At 57.4% G+C, this 15,722-nt stretch carries 14 protein-coding genes; 12 read left to right on the top strand and 2 right to left on the bottom strand.

Going from position 1 to position 15,722, the window contains the following annotated elements; genetic code table 11:
* Nucleotides 1–428: 428 nt before the first annotated feature.
* Genes EDC14_RS13690 through EDC14_RS13675 form a run of 4 tightly spaced genes read left to right on the top strand, consistent with a single transcriptional unit; the run spans nucleotide 429 to nucleotide 4,390 of the window.
* Nucleotides 429–2,252 (top strand): TonB-dependent receptor plug domain-containing protein, encoded by a 1,824-nt coding sequence (locus EDC14_RS13690; protein WP_132014870.1) that lies wholly within the window; start codon nucleotides 429–431, stop codon nucleotides 2,250–2,252.
* A 20-nt stretch (nucleotides 2,253–2,272) separates the two neighbouring features.
* On the top strand, nucleotides 2,273–3,529 hold the full coding sequence (locus EDC14_RS13685) for an energy transducer TonB (RefSeq protein ID WP_132014869.1): 1,257 nt from the start codon (nucleotides 2,273–2,275) through the stop codon (nucleotides 3,527–3,529).
* Between the two features lie 2 nt (nucleotides 3,530–3,531).
* A complete protein-coding gene (locus tag EDC14_RS13680; RefSeq protein WP_132014868.1) occupies nucleotides 3,532–3,984 on the top strand; it encodes a MotA/TolQ/ExbB proton channel family protein in 453 nt (150 codons plus the stop codon).
* Nucleotides 3,977–4,390 (top strand): ExbD/TolR family protein, encoded by a 414-nt coding sequence (locus tag EDC14_RS13675; RefSeq protein ID WP_165908010.1) that lies wholly within the window; start codon nucleotides 3,977–3,979, stop codon nucleotides 4,388–4,390. The genes EDC14_RS13680 and EDC14_RS13675 overlap by 8 nt, the downstream gene beginning before the upstream one ends.
* 66 nt (nucleotides 4,391–4,456) lie before the next feature.
* Here the strand turns inward: EDC14_RS13675 and hcp are convergent, their stop codons facing one another.
* Nucleotides 4,457–6,019, bottom strand: coding sequence for a hydroxylamine reductase (hcp, locus tag EDC14_RS13670; RefSeq protein WP_132014866.1), 1,563 nt, complete (start codon nucleotides 6,017–6,019; stop codon nucleotides 4,457–4,459).
* 212 nt (nucleotides 6,020–6,231) lie between these two features.
* Between hcp and EDC14_RS13665 the strand changes: the two genes are divergently transcribed.
* Nucleotides 6,232–6,960 (top strand): Crp/Fnr family transcriptional regulator, encoded by a 729-nt coding sequence (locus EDC14_RS13665; protein ID WP_132014865.1) that lies wholly within the window; start codon nucleotides 6,232–6,234, stop codon nucleotides 6,958–6,960.
* A complete protein-coding gene (locus EDC14_RS13660) occupies nucleotides 6,957–7,946 on the top strand; it encodes a Gfo/Idh/MocA family protein (protein ID WP_132014864.1) in 990 nt (329 codons plus the stop codon). Before EDC14_RS13665 ends, EDC14_RS13660 begins: the two co-directional genes overlap by 4 nt.
* Before the next feature lie 79 nt (nucleotides 7,947–8,025).
* On the opposite strand, the gene EDC14_RS13655 is transcribed toward EDC14_RS13660, so the two are convergent.
* Complete coding sequence (locus EDC14_RS13655; protein ID WP_132014863.1) at nucleotides 8,026–8,484, bottom strand: hypothetical protein; 459 nt, start codon at nucleotides 8,482–8,484, stop codon at nucleotides 8,026–8,028.
* Nucleotides 8,485–8,582: 98 nt separating this feature from the next.
* Between EDC14_RS13655 and EDC14_RS13650 the strand changes: the two genes are divergently transcribed.
* The 6 genes from EDC14_RS13650 to rihA all read left to right on the top strand — a co-directional run bounded on the left by EDC14_RS13650 (nucleotide 8,583) and on the right by rihA (nucleotide 15,671).
* A complete protein-coding gene (locus EDC14_RS13650) occupies nucleotides 8,583–9,605 on the top strand; it encodes a LacI family DNA-binding transcriptional regulator (protein WP_132014862.1) in 1,023 nt (340 codons plus the stop codon).
* 263 nt (nucleotides 9,606–9,868) lie between these two features.
* Complete coding sequence (locus EDC14_RS13645; protein ID WP_132014861.1) at nucleotides 9,869–10,963, top strand: BMP family ABC transporter substrate-binding protein; 1,095 nt, start codon at nucleotides 9,869–9,871, stop codon at nucleotides 10,961–10,963.
* Between the two features lie 221 nt (nucleotides 10,964–11,184).
* Nucleotides 11,185–12,738 carry an ABC transporter ATP-binding protein gene (locus tag EDC14_RS13640; RefSeq protein WP_132014860.1) on the top strand — a complete coding sequence of 518 codons (1,554 nt, stop codon included), beginning with the start codon at nucleotides 11,185–11,187 and terminating at the stop codon, nucleotides 12,736–12,738.
* Nucleotides 12,731–13,813, top strand: coding sequence for an ABC transporter permease (locus EDC14_RS13635; protein ID WP_132014859.1), 1,083 nt, complete (start codon nucleotides 12,731–12,733; stop codon nucleotides 13,811–13,813). Before EDC14_RS13640 ends, EDC14_RS13635 begins: the two co-directional genes overlap by 8 nt.
* A gap of 1 nt (nucleotide 13,814) precedes the next feature.
* Entirely contained in the window at nucleotides 13,815–14,744 is a 930-nt protein-coding gene (locus EDC14_RS13630; protein WP_132014858.1) for an ABC transporter permease, read from the top strand.
* A complete protein-coding gene (rihA, locus tag EDC14_RS13625) occupies nucleotides 14,745–15,671 on the top strand; it encodes a pyrimidine-specific ribonucleoside hydrolase RihA (protein ID WP_132014857.1) in 927 nt (308 codons plus the stop codon).
* The last annotated feature ends 51 nt before the right edge of the window (nucleotides 15,672–15,722 follow it).

Raw genomic sequence — 15,722 nt, 5'->3', positions numbered from 1 at the left:
GAGATCCGGCGGTTTTTCTAACTTTTTGAGGATATATCGGATGAAATAAATTCCTTCATGTTTCCATCATGGAAGGCTTACGGGACATGACGCTTAATAGAAATTTAATTCACTTATCGATTTGGTATAAAATTATTAAACCTAAGCAGGTGTTTCAGTTAAAATCAGGCAAAAGTCTCAAATTACGTATATAAAGTTGGGCTATTTTGTGATAAGGTAAAGTCAACGGCAAACTTATCGCGATGGATTACAGCCCGCCATTTCGATATCAGTTGAAATCAATTTCAAATAAGCTTGATGTCTGACGAGCATACTCCGGCCTTCCCTTGATGAAGAGGGTAAAGGCTTTTTGGCTGTCCGGTCCCGCGGCTTGTGCTGCGCCGTTTGAGAGATTTGGAGATGCGGCTGAATCGTAAGGGGGAGTCCTTGTGAAAGCACCATCTGCATTGGCAGGCTTGATCCTCGTGACCGTGGCTGTGCTCGGGTTGGCGGCTGACGCCGCGGCGGAGCCCGCGGTCTTTGAGGAAGAAGAGGTCGTGGTCACCGCGAAAAGCGTCAAGACGCCGGTCCCGCAAACCTTGGGATTCACGGAGATCATTACCCAGCAGGATATTCAGGAAGCCGGCGCCACCCAGGACAGTCTGGCCGGAGCGCTCGCCGCCAACGGCCAGCCGGTGGACGAAAATGGCGCCAACGGCCCGGCGGCGCTGCAGTTGGACGGCGCTCCCGCCGGCCAGACCCAGGTGATGGTGAACGGAGTCGCCGCCCAGGGCGGTTTCTCCGGCCAAGCCGATCTGAGCGCGTTTCCCGCCATCGGGGTGGAACGGATCGAGATCGCCCATGGACCGCTGTCCGCTATGAACGGCGCTAACGCGCTGGGCGGAGTGGTCAATGTCGTCACCGATCTGACCGGCGCGACCCGGAATCGGGTGGCGCTGACCGAAGGGGCTTTTCAGACGGGCCGGTTCAATCTGGCAATGACCCGGGATGATTGGGGCATTGCCGCCGGCGTGTCTCACTCCGATGGCGACCGGAGCCGCTCCGGCGCGACCGGCCGTTATTTGCTGGGCCAATACGACTTCCTCCAGGAGGACGACCAGTACCTCCGCCTCTATCTCCAGGCTTTCAATAAAACAGCCGAGGATCCGGGCCCCGAATCGGCCCCCAAGGCCCGCGCCGAGCAGTCCGACGCCAATTACGCGCTGCAATTGAACGGCAAGCGCCCGTGGGCCGGCGGAGACTGGGAGTACAAGCTCTACAGCCAACGTTGGGAAACCGAGTATGACGACCCCGACGCCTTCCGCCACGATCGCTACCATTCCACCGTTTTCGGCGCTGACGCGGCCGGCGGTTACGCCTGGGGCGGCCATGAAGTCCAGAGCGGCGTCTCGCTGAAACGGACGCTCTTCGACATTGCCAACACGGTCTACGACGGCGAGCGTACTCAAGAGGACTGGGCGCTCTTTGCCCAGGACACTTATAGCCTGAACGATCGGCTTTGGCTGGTGGGCGGGTTGCGCCAGGAGTGGAGCAGCGACTTTGACTCACCGCTGCTGCCGCGGCTCGGATTGGTCCAAACGGTGAATCCCGACCTGACCGTCAAATACGGTTACGGCAAAGCCTTCCGCGCGCCCGCGCCCCGCGAACTCTATGGCGAGGGCTCCTGGGCGGTCGGCAATCCGGCGCTCCGGCCGGAGGACGGCGAACGTTTCGACCTCAGCGCCGAATACCGTCAGGGGGGTTCGGAGTGGCAGATCAATCTGTTCCGGACCCGGCTGAAGGATGGCATTTCGTGGGTCCCGGTCAATCCGGCGGATCTCTCGGCCGGCTATACCTGGCGGAATTTTGCCAAGGGCCGCGCCGACGGCGTCACCGTCGGCTGGAAGCGTACCTGGCGCCAGTGGATCACCGGCCGGGTCGACTATCACTGGCTGGACCGTCAGGACCAGGGAACGGACGGCGTTTACCGCAGCAATAATTTCTTCGGCCGGCATCAGCTGGTCCTGGATCTGACCTTGAGCCAGCCGCGCTATGACTACGGCTTTTCCTGGCGCTTCGTGGCCGACCGGACTTCGGACGGAGTCGAACTGCCGGACTACGACTTGATCGATCTGAATTTCCGGTACCGGTTCAATCCCCGCTTGACGCTGGGAGTAGGTTGCACCAATCTGACCGACCGGCGCTATGCGATTCAAAAAGATTACCCCATGCCGGGGCGGTCGATCCAGGTGACCATGGAATATTTCTTTTAAATAAAGCAGAGGCTCAGCAAATGTTTGGAAGATGTCTGACAGGTTCATTGGTTTTACATCTGGCCCTACTGGCGGGACTGATCTACTGGCTGCCCCGGGAATTGCCGGCGGTGATCGAACCCCATTATTTTGAGTTGAGCGCTGACCCCGGTCCGGCGGAAGTCACGGCGGGGCCGCCGCCCCGGCTCGGTTCCGGGGGTGCGCGAGGCAGAGGGGATGCCGCTCCGGGCGGCGGTCATGGACCGGCCGGTTCGCAACGCGGTCCGCAACCGGAAGGATCCCGCCCCGGCCGACCCAAGGCCGCGGCAGCCGCCGCGCCGGCGAAACCGGCTGGAACCTTCCGGCCGGTGACGAACGCTCCGCAGGCGGCAGCGGCAACCGTCCCGGAAAAACCCGCGGGCGAGACGGCGATGGCTCAGGCCGTTCCGGAGCAGCCGGTAGCGACCCCGCTCCCGTCCAAACCGAAGGCGCCCGCTCATCCGGCAGCCGAACCACCGGCCGCTTCGCCGGAGGCAAAGCCGAAGCCGGCTCCGAAAAACGCTGCGGCCTTGATGGAAGCGGCAGCACCCGCCGCTGCTCCTGCGGCCGCCATTCATGAACCGGCACAGCCTCTTTCGGTCCCGCAGGCTCCGGAAGCCGTCGGACCGGCGGTAGCCGCGGCACCGTCCTCGAGCGCTCCAACCAAATCCGGCCTTGCCGCGCCTCCGCAAGCTGTGGGGGGCGGAACGCCGGCAGCCCATATCGCTCCCGGAGCGCAGGGCGGAACAACCGCCAAAAACGGATCCGGTCCGTCCGGGGCTGCGGACGGTCATTCCCAGGGCGGGGCGGGGACAGCCGGCGGCTTGGGACGAGGCGCCGGGACGGGTAACGGTACCGGAAGCGGTTTAGGAGGTTCCGGTTCGGGCAGCGGCTCCGGTTCCGGAGGAGGCGGAGGTGCGTCCGGAAGTCCGGGAGGAGTGCCGGGTGGATCGGGGACGGGAACCGGCGCCGCCGGGACGCCGGACCGTCCCCCGGCGCAACGCAGCGGGCCGGTGACGCCGCTCTATCCCGAGGCAGCCCGGCGGCGGGGCTGGCATGGACTGGTGATCATCAAAGCCATGATCCTGCGGAATGGTTCCGTCGGCGAGACCGCGGTCGTCCAATCCACCGGCCATGATCTGCTGGACAAGGCCGCTATCCAGGCGGTCCGCCAGCGCAAGTATCACCCGGCGCTCAAAGACGGCCGGCCGGTTGACTGTTATGTGATGATAAAAATCCGATTCGAGCTGGAGGAGTAAGTATGCGACTCTTGGAACTGGGCGGTTTTTTCATGATCCCGCTCCTGATCTGTTCGGTCCTGACCCTGGCCATCATTGGCGAACGGATTTATGTGTATGCCACGACCCTGAAAGAACGGCTGATTGATTGGGAGGAGCCGGAGGAAGTGATCAAGGACCTCCGCCGTCACCTGATGACCCTGTATACCATCATCGTCATCGCGCCGATGCTGGGGCTGATCGGGACGGTGATCGGCCTGATGAAGAGCTTTCATCTGCTCGGGCAGCAAGTCGGGAATTACAACCCCAAATTATTGAGCAGCGGGATCAGCGAGGCCCTGATCACCACCGCCACCGGCCTCGTCATCGCGGTGGTGGCCACGATCTTCTATAATTATTTCCACTCCCGGCTGGAGGAGTATGTTGCCGATTACAATAACGATGTCAAAAAAGAGCAAGAGTACGGCCATGAGTAAGCCGAGGTCGATCGAGCTAAAGCCGTTGCCCCCGCCGCGGCTGGAGATTCTGAATTTTATCGACATTCTGATCACCCTGATCGCCTTTTTCATGATGACCTCGATCTTCGTGGAGAACAACCGCCAGTTCGGGGTGAATCTGCCGCAGGTCCGCCAAGGCGATCCGGCCAGCGCGGTTTCGTCGCGGTTGGTCCTGGAGATCGGCCGCAACGGGCGGATCTACTGGAACGGCCGCCCGGTCAACCGGGGCGGGCTCCGGACGCTGTTGGGGTCGCAGCCCGGGGCGACCGTGGTGGTGGTCAAAGCCGACCGCGACTGCCGCTACCAACTAGTGGTTGACCTATTGGACCTGGCCAGGTCGGCCGGTCTCAGCCGGATCGCGCTGGAGGCCCGGGCCGCCGAATAGAGTCCTTATCGCAAAAAAAGAGCCGGGCGCACAGCCCGGCTCTCGGTTTTTCGGCAATCGCGGCGCTCAGCCCAGGATGGCCTGGAGATCCGCTTCGGGAGTGGAGATCGGCTTGATGCCGAACTGTTCCACCAGGATATTCAGGACGTTGGATGAGATGAAAGCCGGCAGCGTCGGCCCGAGGTAGATGTTCTTGACCCCCAGGGCCAGCAGGGTCAGCAGGATGCAGACCGCTTTCTGCTCATACCAGGAGAGCACCAGGGTCAGCGGCAGATCGTTCACGCCGCACTGGAAGGCGTCGGCCAGGGCCAGCGCCACCTGGATCGCGGAATAGGCGTCGTTGCATTGGCCCATATCCATCAGCCGGGGCAGGCCGCCGATGGTGCCGAGGTCCAGGTCGTTGAAACGGTATTTGCCGCAGGCCAGGGTGAGAATGATCGTGTCTTGCGGGGCCTTTTGGACGAATTCGGTATAGTAGTTCCGGCCCGGACGCGCGCCGTCGCAACCGCCGACCAGGAAGAAATGCTTGATGGCTCCGGCCTTGACCGCGTCGATCACCTGGCCGGCCGCGCCGAGCACGGTCTGGCGGGCGAATCCGGTCAGCAGCCGCGAACCGCCGTTAATGCCGGTGAAGTGCCGGGTCTCGGTCCAGCCGCCCAGCTCCAAAGCTTTCTCAATCACCGGGCTGAAATCTTTCCGGCCATCCTCATCGGGAATGTGTTGCAGTTCCGGATAGCCAACCACCGCCGTGGTGAAGACCCGGTCGGCATAGGAGGCTTTCGGCGGCATCAGGCAGTTGGTGGTGAAAAGGAACGCCGCCGGAACGCCGTCGAACTCTTTTTGCTGGTTCTGCCAGGCGGTGCCGAAGTTGCCTTTGAGATGGGCGTATTTCCGCAGTTCCGGATAGGCGTGGGCCGGCAGCATCTCGCCGTGGGTGTAAATATTGACGCCCCGGCCTTCGGTCTGCTCCAACAGTTGTTTCAGATCATACAGGTCATGGCCGGAGATGACGATGAACGGTCCCGGCGCCACGTTCGTCGGAACCTCGGCGGGAGTCGGATGGCCATAGGCCGAAGTGTTGGCCTCATCCAGCAAAGCCATGCATTTGAGGTTGACCCGGCCGAATTCCAGCAGCAGTTCCAGCCATTCGCCGGCGGAATGATCGGCGCCGACGGCGTTCAATCCTTTATAGAACCAGGCGGTCACCTCGTCGTCTGTCTTGCCCAGCGTATAGGCGTGCCAGGCGTAGGCCGCCATGCCCCGCAGCCCCAACAGCAAGGTGGAACGGAGCGAAACGGTATCGGGATCGCCCTGCCAAAGCGCGGCCGCGTCAAAAGGCGCCGCCCCGCCGAAAGCAATGATTTCAGTCCTGATCTTTTGGATCCACTCGTTAATCCGCGCGCCGTCGAAGTTGACATTGGTGACGGTGGCGAATAAGCCCTGCAGCACCAGTTCATCGACTCGGGGGCTAGACTTTTTGCCTTGCGCGGCCCGGGCCAGTTCCACCAGGGCGGCGGTCAATTCATCCTGCTGCAACGCCACATCGGCCGACTTGCCGCAGACTCCCGCCTTGGTGCAGCCTTTGCCGCCGGCGGTCTGTTCACACTGGAAACAAAACATCGTACTCATTGGATTCCCTCCTGGATGATTTTTTCGAATTTACCTTGAAAAGGATTGCTGGTTTTTCGGGCAACGACCTCCTTTTGCATCGCAGGATGCGGACGGCCCTTGTTTCTCATAAATCCGATGCACCACGGATCATGTCGTTGCATTCACAAGAGTATTGTATTATAATCAGGCTGATAAAATCGGTAACTACGGTTACCAAAATGCGAGGGATCATGTTGCAAAAATGGCTACTTTCATTGCGGAGTTGCGCTATCTTTCGCGATATTTCCGATTCGGAACTCCAAACGATGCTGGAATGTTTGAAACCGTTAGTCAGCCGCTACGCCGCGGCTGAGACCGTCGCGCTGGCGGGCGCGCCTTTCACCGGCCTGGGGATCGTGCTTTCGGGCGAGGTGGCGGTGACGAAAGAGAATGCCGCCGGCAACCGGGTGATCATCGCCATCTTCGGCCCCGGCGAGCTATTTGGGGAGATCATCGCTTTCGCGGGGGATGGTCGCTGGCCGGTGACCGTGGTGGCTCAGAGCGACTCGGAAGTGATGTTTCTGCCGCCGGAGCGGATCGTGGGCAGTTGCCCCCGGCAATGCCAGAGCCATCACACGCTGATCATGAATATGTTGCGGGTCTTCGCCGGCCGGGCGTTGATCCTCAATCAAAAGCTGGAATACCTCACCATGAAGAGCGTCCGCCAAAAAGTGTCCGCTTACCTGTGGGAGTTGCACCATAAGACGGGCCAGACCACATTCATGCTGCCGCTGGGCCGGGACGATCTGGCCGATTTCCTGAATCTGACCCGGCCCTCGCTCTCCCGGGAGCTGAGCCGGATGCGGGATGACGGCGTCATCGATTTTCACCGGGCGTCGGTCAAGATCAAGGATCTGCGGCGGCTGCAGACGGAGGCGACGGGCGGTGGCCCCGTCATCAAGGAGGAGCGAGCGCAATGATTCGTTTTGGCGTCATCGGCAGCAGCTGGATTACGACGGAGTTTATCCGGGCGGCCGCGTTGAGCGGCGAGTTGGCCTGCAACGCAGTGTATTCCCGGACCGCCGAACGGGCCGCCGCCTTCGCCGCCCAGCACGGAGTGGCCCATACCTTTACCGATCTGGAGGAAATGGCGCGGAGCAATACCATCGACGCGGTCTATATCGCCAGTCCCAATGCCAGCCATGCCGGGCAGGCCATCCTGATGATGGACCACGGCAAACACGTCTTGTGCGAAAAACCGCTCGCCGCCAACGGAGACGAGGTCCGGGCCATGATCGCGGCGGCCCGCCGCAACCGGGTCGTGCTGATGGAGGCGCTCAAAACCACGCTGCTGCCGAACTTTGCCGCGATCCGCGACAACTTGCCGAAGATCGGCCGGATCCGGCGGTTCCTGGCCATCAAGTGCCAGTATTCCTCCAGCTATGACCGCTACCAGCGGGGCGAGGCCACCAATACCTTCAATCCGCTGCTGGCCAATGGCTCCTTGATGGATATCGGCGTGTACTGCATCTATCCCATCATCGCCCTCTTCGGCAAGCCGGACCGGATCCGGGCCAATGCGGTGATGCTGGATTCGGGGATCGACGGCGAGGGTAGCCTTTGCCTGCAGTACCGGGACTTCGAAGCGCTGGCCGTTCATTCGAAGATCAGCGATAGCGCGCTGCCCAGCGAGATCCAGGGCGAAGCGGGCAGCATCGTCATAGACCAGATATCGGTCCCCCAAAAGGTAACCCTCCGCTACCGCGACGGCTCGGTCGTCGATCTCTCCCGGCCGCAAGCCGTCGAATCCATGCTCTACGAGGCCGGGGAGTTCAGCGCCTTGATCCAAAGCGGCCGGCTGGAATCGGCGGTCAACACCCATGAGCTGGCCGGCGCGGTCATGGCAGTGATGGACGAAGCGCGGCGCCAATTCGGACTGCGTTTTCCGACGGACCGGATAGAATAGCCGATAGTGTTTTCTCGCATCAGGTTCATGCGTCACCCGCAAGGGTGGCGCATTTTTGACTCCGGGGTCTCGATAAAGGTTATGCGGCAGTCCGAAGAATCATTTTAGTAACAGAAAAAGTACTTTCAGTCACTGAATGACCATCTTCAGTCACTGAATGACCATCTTCAGTCACTGAATGACCATCTTCAGTAACTGGATGAGCATTTTCAGTAACTGAATGACCATCTTCAGTAACTGAATGACCATCTTCAGTAACTGAATGACCATCTTCAGTAACTGAATGACCATCTTCAGTAACTGGATGAGCATTTTCAGTAACCGGATGAAGATTTTCGGTAACAGAATGAGCATCTTCAGTAACTGAATGTCTTATTTTAGTAACTGAATAAGGATTTTTCGTAACTGAATGAACATCTTCAGGAACTCGATAAGCATTTTCGCTAACCGCAGCGGCCGGCGCTTCAAAACCGGGCAAATCCATAGCGGCAATTCTCAAACCTACAGCAATTATTGCTGCAACTGGAGCTTTAACCAAAGATGTAAATTAGATGTTGCGAAAGGGAAAATTAACTGTTACAATTTGAGTAACCGGTTTAGTAAACCGGTTACGTAAACGGAGCGAGGTTCTCTACCATGGGGTCCACCATCAAAGATATTGCCAGGTTGGCCAATGTTTCCAAGGCCACCGTCTCCCGGGTCATCAACAACAAGTCCGAAGGGGTGGGCGAGGAGACCAAACAGAAGATCCTCCGGATCATCGAGGAGCTGAATTACCGGCCCAGCTTGCTAGCGCGCGGCCTGGTCACCAAGCGTACCCACTCGCTGGGGTTAATCATCCCGGATATCACCAACCCCTTCTTTCCCCAACTGGCCCGGGGAGCGGAGGATACCGCCGCCAAACACGGTTATAGCCTATTTCTTTGCAACTCTGATAATAGTCCTGAGAAAGAACAGCGATATATCGAGGCCTTTATTGAAAAACGCATCGACGGGGTGATGCTGGCTTCAAGCATCTCCAAGTCTGCGATTCAAAGCCAGATTCAGTTGCTTAAGAGCGTGGACATCCCCTTTACTCTGCTCGACCGGTACCTTGAGGGCAGCGAACCGGAGACCGGCGTCTTCCTGGACAACCAGGCCGGCGCCTATCAAGCGACCGACTATCTCCTGAAAAACGGCCATCGCCGGATCGTCTTCGTCGCCGGACCGCTGGGGGTAATGACCTCCTGGTACCGGTTTCAAGGTTTCCAGATGGCCCACTATGACAACGGGGTCGAGATCGACTACAGCTTGGTGATGGAAGGCGATTATCAACTGAGCAGCGGCAAGGAACTAGTCGAACGCCTGATTGAGGCGGAGTTGGAATTCACGGCCATCTTCGCGGGCAATGACATGATGGCGATTGGCGCGCTCAAAGCGTTGCAAAGCCGCGGCATCAAAATCCCCGAAACGGTGGAGGTGATCGGCTTTGACAATATTGAACTCTCGTCATTGGTCGAACCGGCGCTTACCACTGTGGCCCAGCCTACTTACGAAATGGGCGTCAAAGGGGCTCAGATGTTAATCAGGGTCATTGAGGGTGAGGGGATCCCGGAGCGCAATGTCTATTTAAAACCGGAGCTGTTATTCCGGGCAACAACCCGCCACCCCGTCGGTTGACGCAAACCTTAAGGCGGGGGTTGGGTTGTGATGGTCTGCTCTGAAAGGAGGCTTGAGTTCAATCCGGAGTCGGCGGCTAGCGTTTGGCGATTTTGCCAAGGCGCGGCCGTTCCATAGAACAGAGCGTTTCAAATTGCCATAATTCTCTTCATTACAAAATAGATGTGATTTAACTTGGATGTATCTTGCAACATGTTTTGAAGTGAAGCTGTTAACCCGCAATTTGAAATTCTCACCAAACCAATACTTAGGAGGAAGCAGTGATGAAAAAAGTTTTCGGTCTGTTTTTAGTGTTGCTCCTGACCGTGAGTGTCTGTGGCGCAGGCTATCAGGTCAATGCCGCGTCGAAGAACCTCTCGGTCGCGCTGTTGCTCAACGGCAACCTCGGCGACAAGTCGTTTTTTGACTCCGCCAATGCCGGCTTGCAACGGATCAAAAATGAACTCGGCGTCAAAACCAAGCTGGTGGAGATGGGATCGGATCAGACCAAATGGGAACCGACCCTGGCTGACATCTCCGATGAAAATTGGGACATCATCATCGTCGGTACCTGGCAGATGTCGGAGATCCTGGCGAAGATCGCTCCGCAGCACCCGAAGAAGAAATATATCCTCTTCGATTCCTCGGTCGATTACAGCAAAGGCAAATTTGCCAATATCTATTCGATTGAATACAAGCAGAATGAAGGATCCTTCCTCGCCGGGGTCCTAGCCGCCAAGGCGACCAAGTCCACCATGGCCCAGGCCAATAAGGAGAAGGTCATCGGTTTTGTCGGCGGCATGGATATCCCGGTCATCAATGACTTCCTGGTCGGTTACATTCAGGGAGCCAAATACGAAGAACCTGCGATCAAAGTGGCCACTTCCTACATTGGCGACTTCTTTAACAGCGCCAAGGGAAAAGAGATGGCCTTGGCACTATACAACCAGAAAGCCGACGTCATCTTCTCGGTGGCTTCGCAAGCGGGTTTAGGCGCTTTGGACGCTGCCAAGGGCGAGAATAAATACGTGATCGGGGTCGACTCCGACCAATCGATGTTATTTAAAGATTCGGATCCGGCCAAGGCCAACCTGATCTTGACCTCGGTCTTAAAACGGGTTGACAATTCACTGGTCCGTGCGCTCAAGCTGGTGAAAGCCAACCAACTGAAGTGGGGCCGCGCCGAAGCCTTGGGGGTTAAGGAAGGCGCCATCGGCATCGCCAAAAACGAGTTCTATAAGAAGAATATCCCGGATAAATTCCAAAAAGACCTGGAGAACTTGGAAAAACAGATCGTTAGCGGCAAGATCAAAGTGGAATCGGCTTTAGGAATGAGCACTGCCAAATTGAATGAGATCCGCAATTCGGTGAAACTCTAATCCTTCTTATTTCGGTTTCCGCAGGGAATTCCAGTAACGCGAATGATTTGTGAAAGATTTCAATGGTAGCGTAAAGCTTTACTTGTTTGACAAGCTCACCCCGGCTGACTTCTTGAACGGGGCGACAGCCAGGGTGAGCTCCATTACAAGCCATCAGTTCATCACAGATGCTGAACTTTAGCTTAACAGCTGAATTTTAGCTCAATAAATGAGGTGCTGAAGTGGTAGAAGAGATTTTAAGGATGGACCATATCACCAAGGTATATCCCAATGGCATCATGGCCAACCAAGCGGTGGATTTTGCCGTCCGGGCCGGCGAAATTCATGGCCTGGTCGGGGAGAATGGCGCCGGGAAGAGCACCCTGATGAAGGTGTTGTTTGGTTTGGAGACCCCGGAGGAGGGCGCGATCTTCTTACGAGGCGAACGGCTGAAGCTGAACTCGATCGCTGCGGCGATCCAGTATGGCATCGGCATGGTGCATCAACATTTCATGCTGGTCCCCTCGCTGACCGTGGCCGAAAATATGGTGCTGGGGATCGAACCCCGCAAGAATGGCCTGCTCGATTTCGAGAAAGCGATCGAGATGACCGAGGCGGTGGCCAAGAAATATAATCTGCCGGTCGAACCGCGGGCGATCGTAGCCGACCTGACGGTGGGGATGAAACAAAAGATCGAGATCCTAAAGGCCTTGCTCCGTGGGGCCAAGCTCCTGATCCTGGATGAGCCGACCGCCGTGCTGACGCCCCAGGAGACCAAGGAGCTTTTCAAAGAGTTAATTGCCTTGAAAGAGAACGGCCACACCATCATCTTTATCTCGCATAAACTCAAGGAAATTAAGGAGATCTGCGATCGGATCACCATCATGCGGGGCGGCCGGAACGTCGGGGTCCATGAAGTCAAGGATGTCACGGAGGAAGATATCTCCCGTTTGATGGTGGGACGGGATGTCATGCTAAAGGTTGAAAAATCGCCGTGCCAGCCCGGCAAGCCGGTGCTACAGGTCAATCAGCTAAGTTACACCGATGAACAGGGTAAAGCGGCTTTAAAAAATATCAGTTTTGCAGTCCGCAGCGGCGAGATTTTAGGCATCGCCGGGGTAGAGGGGAACGGCCAGCGGGAACTGGTGGAGCTGATCACTGGTTTACGAAGCTATCAACAGGGCCGGATCAGCATTGCCGGTCAGGAGATTGGCAAGCGCAACATCGCCCAGATCCGGGCGATCGGCACCGCCCATATTCCGGAAGACCGGATGACCTATGGAGTGGCCGGCGAGGGCAGTATTGCCGAAAACCTGGTGGCCAACAGGATCAAAGACCGCGATCTCAACCGGGGTTGGCTGCTCGATATGAAACGGATTGAAGAATTATGCCGCCAGCTCATCCGGGATTATCGGGTAGCCTGCAGTTCGCCGCAGCAGAGCGTCAAGATGCTCTCTGGCGGGAACATGCAAAAGGTGGTCGTGGCCAGGGAAGTTTCGGCTGCGCCAGAGCTTCTGGTGGCCGATCAACCGGCGCGCGGTATCGATGTCGGGGCCACCGAGTTCATCTATAAAAAACTGGTCGAGCTTCGCGAAAATGGCGCAGCGATTCTTCTGGTATCGGCCGATCTCAATGAAGTGATGGAACTCAGTGACAGTCTGGTGGTCATGTATGGCGGGGAGATCGTCGCCTACTTCGAGGCGAGCGCCACAGTCACCGAGGAGGAACTCGGCCTCTATATGCTGGGGGTAAAGAAACAGTCCGGCGCCGAGTTGGGGAGGGTCGTTCATGAATAACGCGCAACGCGAAGTCTTTTTTGAAGTGGTCAGAACGTTGGTGGCTGTCTTTATCGCTCTGGCTCTGTTTTTGTTGATCATCGTCCTCATCAGTAAAGAACCGCTGGATGCTCTGGGTTATTTTCTGCTTGGGCCGCTGTCTTCCTTGCGGCGTTTTGGCAACGTGATTGAGATGATGATTCCGTTCATCTTTACCGGTCTCTCGGTCTGCGTAATGTTCCAAGCCAAACAGTTTAACATGATCTCCGAAGGTGGCTTCTTCATCGGCGGTCTGGCCGCCGCGTTGGTCGCGGTCAAACTGGCCCTGCCCCTCGGCATTCATCCGCTGGTAGCCATCCTTTTCGGTGGTCTAATCGGCGGCCTTGCCGGGTATATCCCCGGAGTGTTGAAGACCAAATGGAACGCCAACGAGCTGGTTTCCTCGCTGATGTTAAACTACGTCCTGCTTTATTTGGGTTTGTTTATGCTGAACAACTTGATCCGTGACCCTAATGCCGGCAATATGGCCTCATTCATGTTGAGTCCGGTCGCTAAATTCCCGGTAATCATCCCGGATACCCGGGTTCACCTGGGGCTGGGGTTGGCCATTCTGATGGTGGTGTTGGTCTATTATTTCCTCTACCGGACTCATTGGGGCTATGCGCTCCGGATGACCGGGCTGAACCAAAAGTTCGCCGCTTATACAGGGATCAATACCATGGCCGTCATCGCCTATGCACAGGTCATCGGCGGCGCAATCGCCGGAATGGGTGGCGCCACCGAGATCCTCGGCATGTACGACCGTTTTCAGTGGCAGTCGCTGCCGGGGTATGGTTTCGACGGAATCATCGTGGCGATCCTGGCGCGTCAAAACCCTTTGTTGGTGCCGGTGGCCGCCTTATTCCTGGCTTATCTGCGGATTGGCGCGGACATCATGTCGCGGATGAGTGATGTCCCCAGTGAAGTGGTCTCGGTGATTCAGGCCATCATGATCATGTTGATTGCGGCCTACAGCTTCCTGGCTGGCTGGCGACACCGGGTGATTTTAAAGCAATCCAAAGCGAATATGGCAGTGCCAGTGGGGAGGGGAAACTAAAATGGCTTACCTTTTCGACACGATCCTTACCGTCAGTTTCGGCTATGCCGTTTTGAGAGTCACCACCCCGATTCTGTTTGCCGCTTTGGCGGCGCTCATCTCCGACCGGGCCGGCGCGATCAATATCAGCCTGGAAGGGACCATGTTGACTGCGGCGTTAATGGGCGTGGTCGTCAGTGCCGTCACCGGCAGCGCCTTGTTGGGATTGGCTGCGGCGGCCCTGGCGGGGATCTTAATTTCGTTGCTCCTGGCTTATTTCTCCTTGAACCTGCGCTCGGACATTGTATTGACCGGCATCGCCTTAAACCTGTTGGCCAGCGGCGGGACAGTCTTCATCCTTTATTTGATCACCCATGACAAAGGGGTGTCGGTCTCGCTGAAAAGCCAGGTCATGCCCAAAATTGCCTTGCCCTTGATCCAGCAGATCCCGGTGATCGGACCCATCTTCTCCGGCCATAATGTACTGACCTATGTTGCATTGCTGGCGGTTATCGTGGTCTATTACTTCCTCTACCGGACGCCGCTGGGGCTGCGCATCCGGGCGGTCGGCGAGAACCCGAAAGCGGTCGACTCGGTGGGAATCAATGTCCGGCGCATCCAGTACCTTGCCTTAATGCTTAGCGGCTTGCTGGCTGGGCTCGGCGGGGCTTACATGTCGATGGGGTATGTCTCTTGGTTTTCGCGGGACATGACTTCCGGTCGCGGCTTTATTGCTTTGGCCGCCGAAGCGATGGGCCGGGCGACGCCGCTCGGGACGCTGCTTGCTTCGCTCTTTTTCGGCTTCGCCGACGCTCTATCCAACTCGCTGCAGGCGCTCAGAATTCCGGCCGAGTTCGTCCAGGCGTTGCCGTATATTGCGACGATATTGGGATTAACGTTATATTCGATGCAACGGACCGCGAAACAGCATAAAACAGGGAGGGAAAAATAGATGCGGAAACCGGTGATTCTTGATTGCGATCCCGGTCATGATGACGCGATTGCATTGTTACTGGCTTTCGCCAGCGACAAGTTGGATGTCAAGGCGGTAACGGTGTTGGCCGGCAATCAAACGGTCGAGAAGACGTTGCATAATGCTCTAAAGGTGCTGAGCTTTGCCGGGATCACGGTGGAAGTGGCCAAGGGGGCGGCCAAGCCGTTGATGCGCCAGTTGCAGATCGCGCCCGAAGTTCACGGGGACAGCGGTCTGGACGGACCGGTTTTTCCTCCGCCGACCTTACACCCTTCTCCGGACAGCGCCGTGGATCTGATCGCCCGGGTGCTGCGGAACAGCGACCAAAAAGTAACGCTGATTCCCACCGGCGCATTGACCAATATCGCCTTAACCTTGCTAGCCCACCCGGAACTCAAGGAGAAGATTGAGCGGATCTCCCTGATGGGCGGGGCCTGCTTCACTGGAAACTGGACTCCAGCCGCCGAGTTTAACATCCTGGTCGATCCGGAAGCGGCTCGGCTTGTCTTTGATTCGGGAATCCCGATCACCATGTGCGGGCTGGATGTGACGCACCGCGCCTTGATCTACCGGGATGAGATCGAACGGATTCGCCGGATCGGCAAGAAGGTACCGACCATGGTCGCCGAGTTATTGGACTATTTCTTCATCTTCCACCGCAAGATGGGATTTTCTGGCTGTCCGCTCCATGACCCCTGCGCGGTCGGTTACGTGATCGACCCGTCGCTCATTACCACCAAAGCATGCCACGTTGATATTGAGACCAAAGGGGAGCATACGTTGGGAACCACGGTGGTGGATTATTACGACGTCTGGAAAAAGCCGAAAAACGCCGAGGTTGCTTTGGGTATCGACCGGGAGCGCTTTATTGAGCTTTTGATCCAGTCCGTTCAGTATTACGATTAAAAAATCAGCCATATTTCCATACCAACCTGTAGATTCGCAATTCTCGCAAAG

The sequence above is a fragment of the Hydrogenispora ethanolica genome (genome assembly GCF_004340685.1).
Lineage (GTDB): Bacteria > Bacillota > UBA4882 > UBA8346 > UBA8346 > Hydrogenispora > Hydrogenispora ethanolica.
The sequence above is the reverse complement of the archived record's forward strand: the minus strand, read 5'-3'. Positions and strand labels throughout refer to the sequence as shown.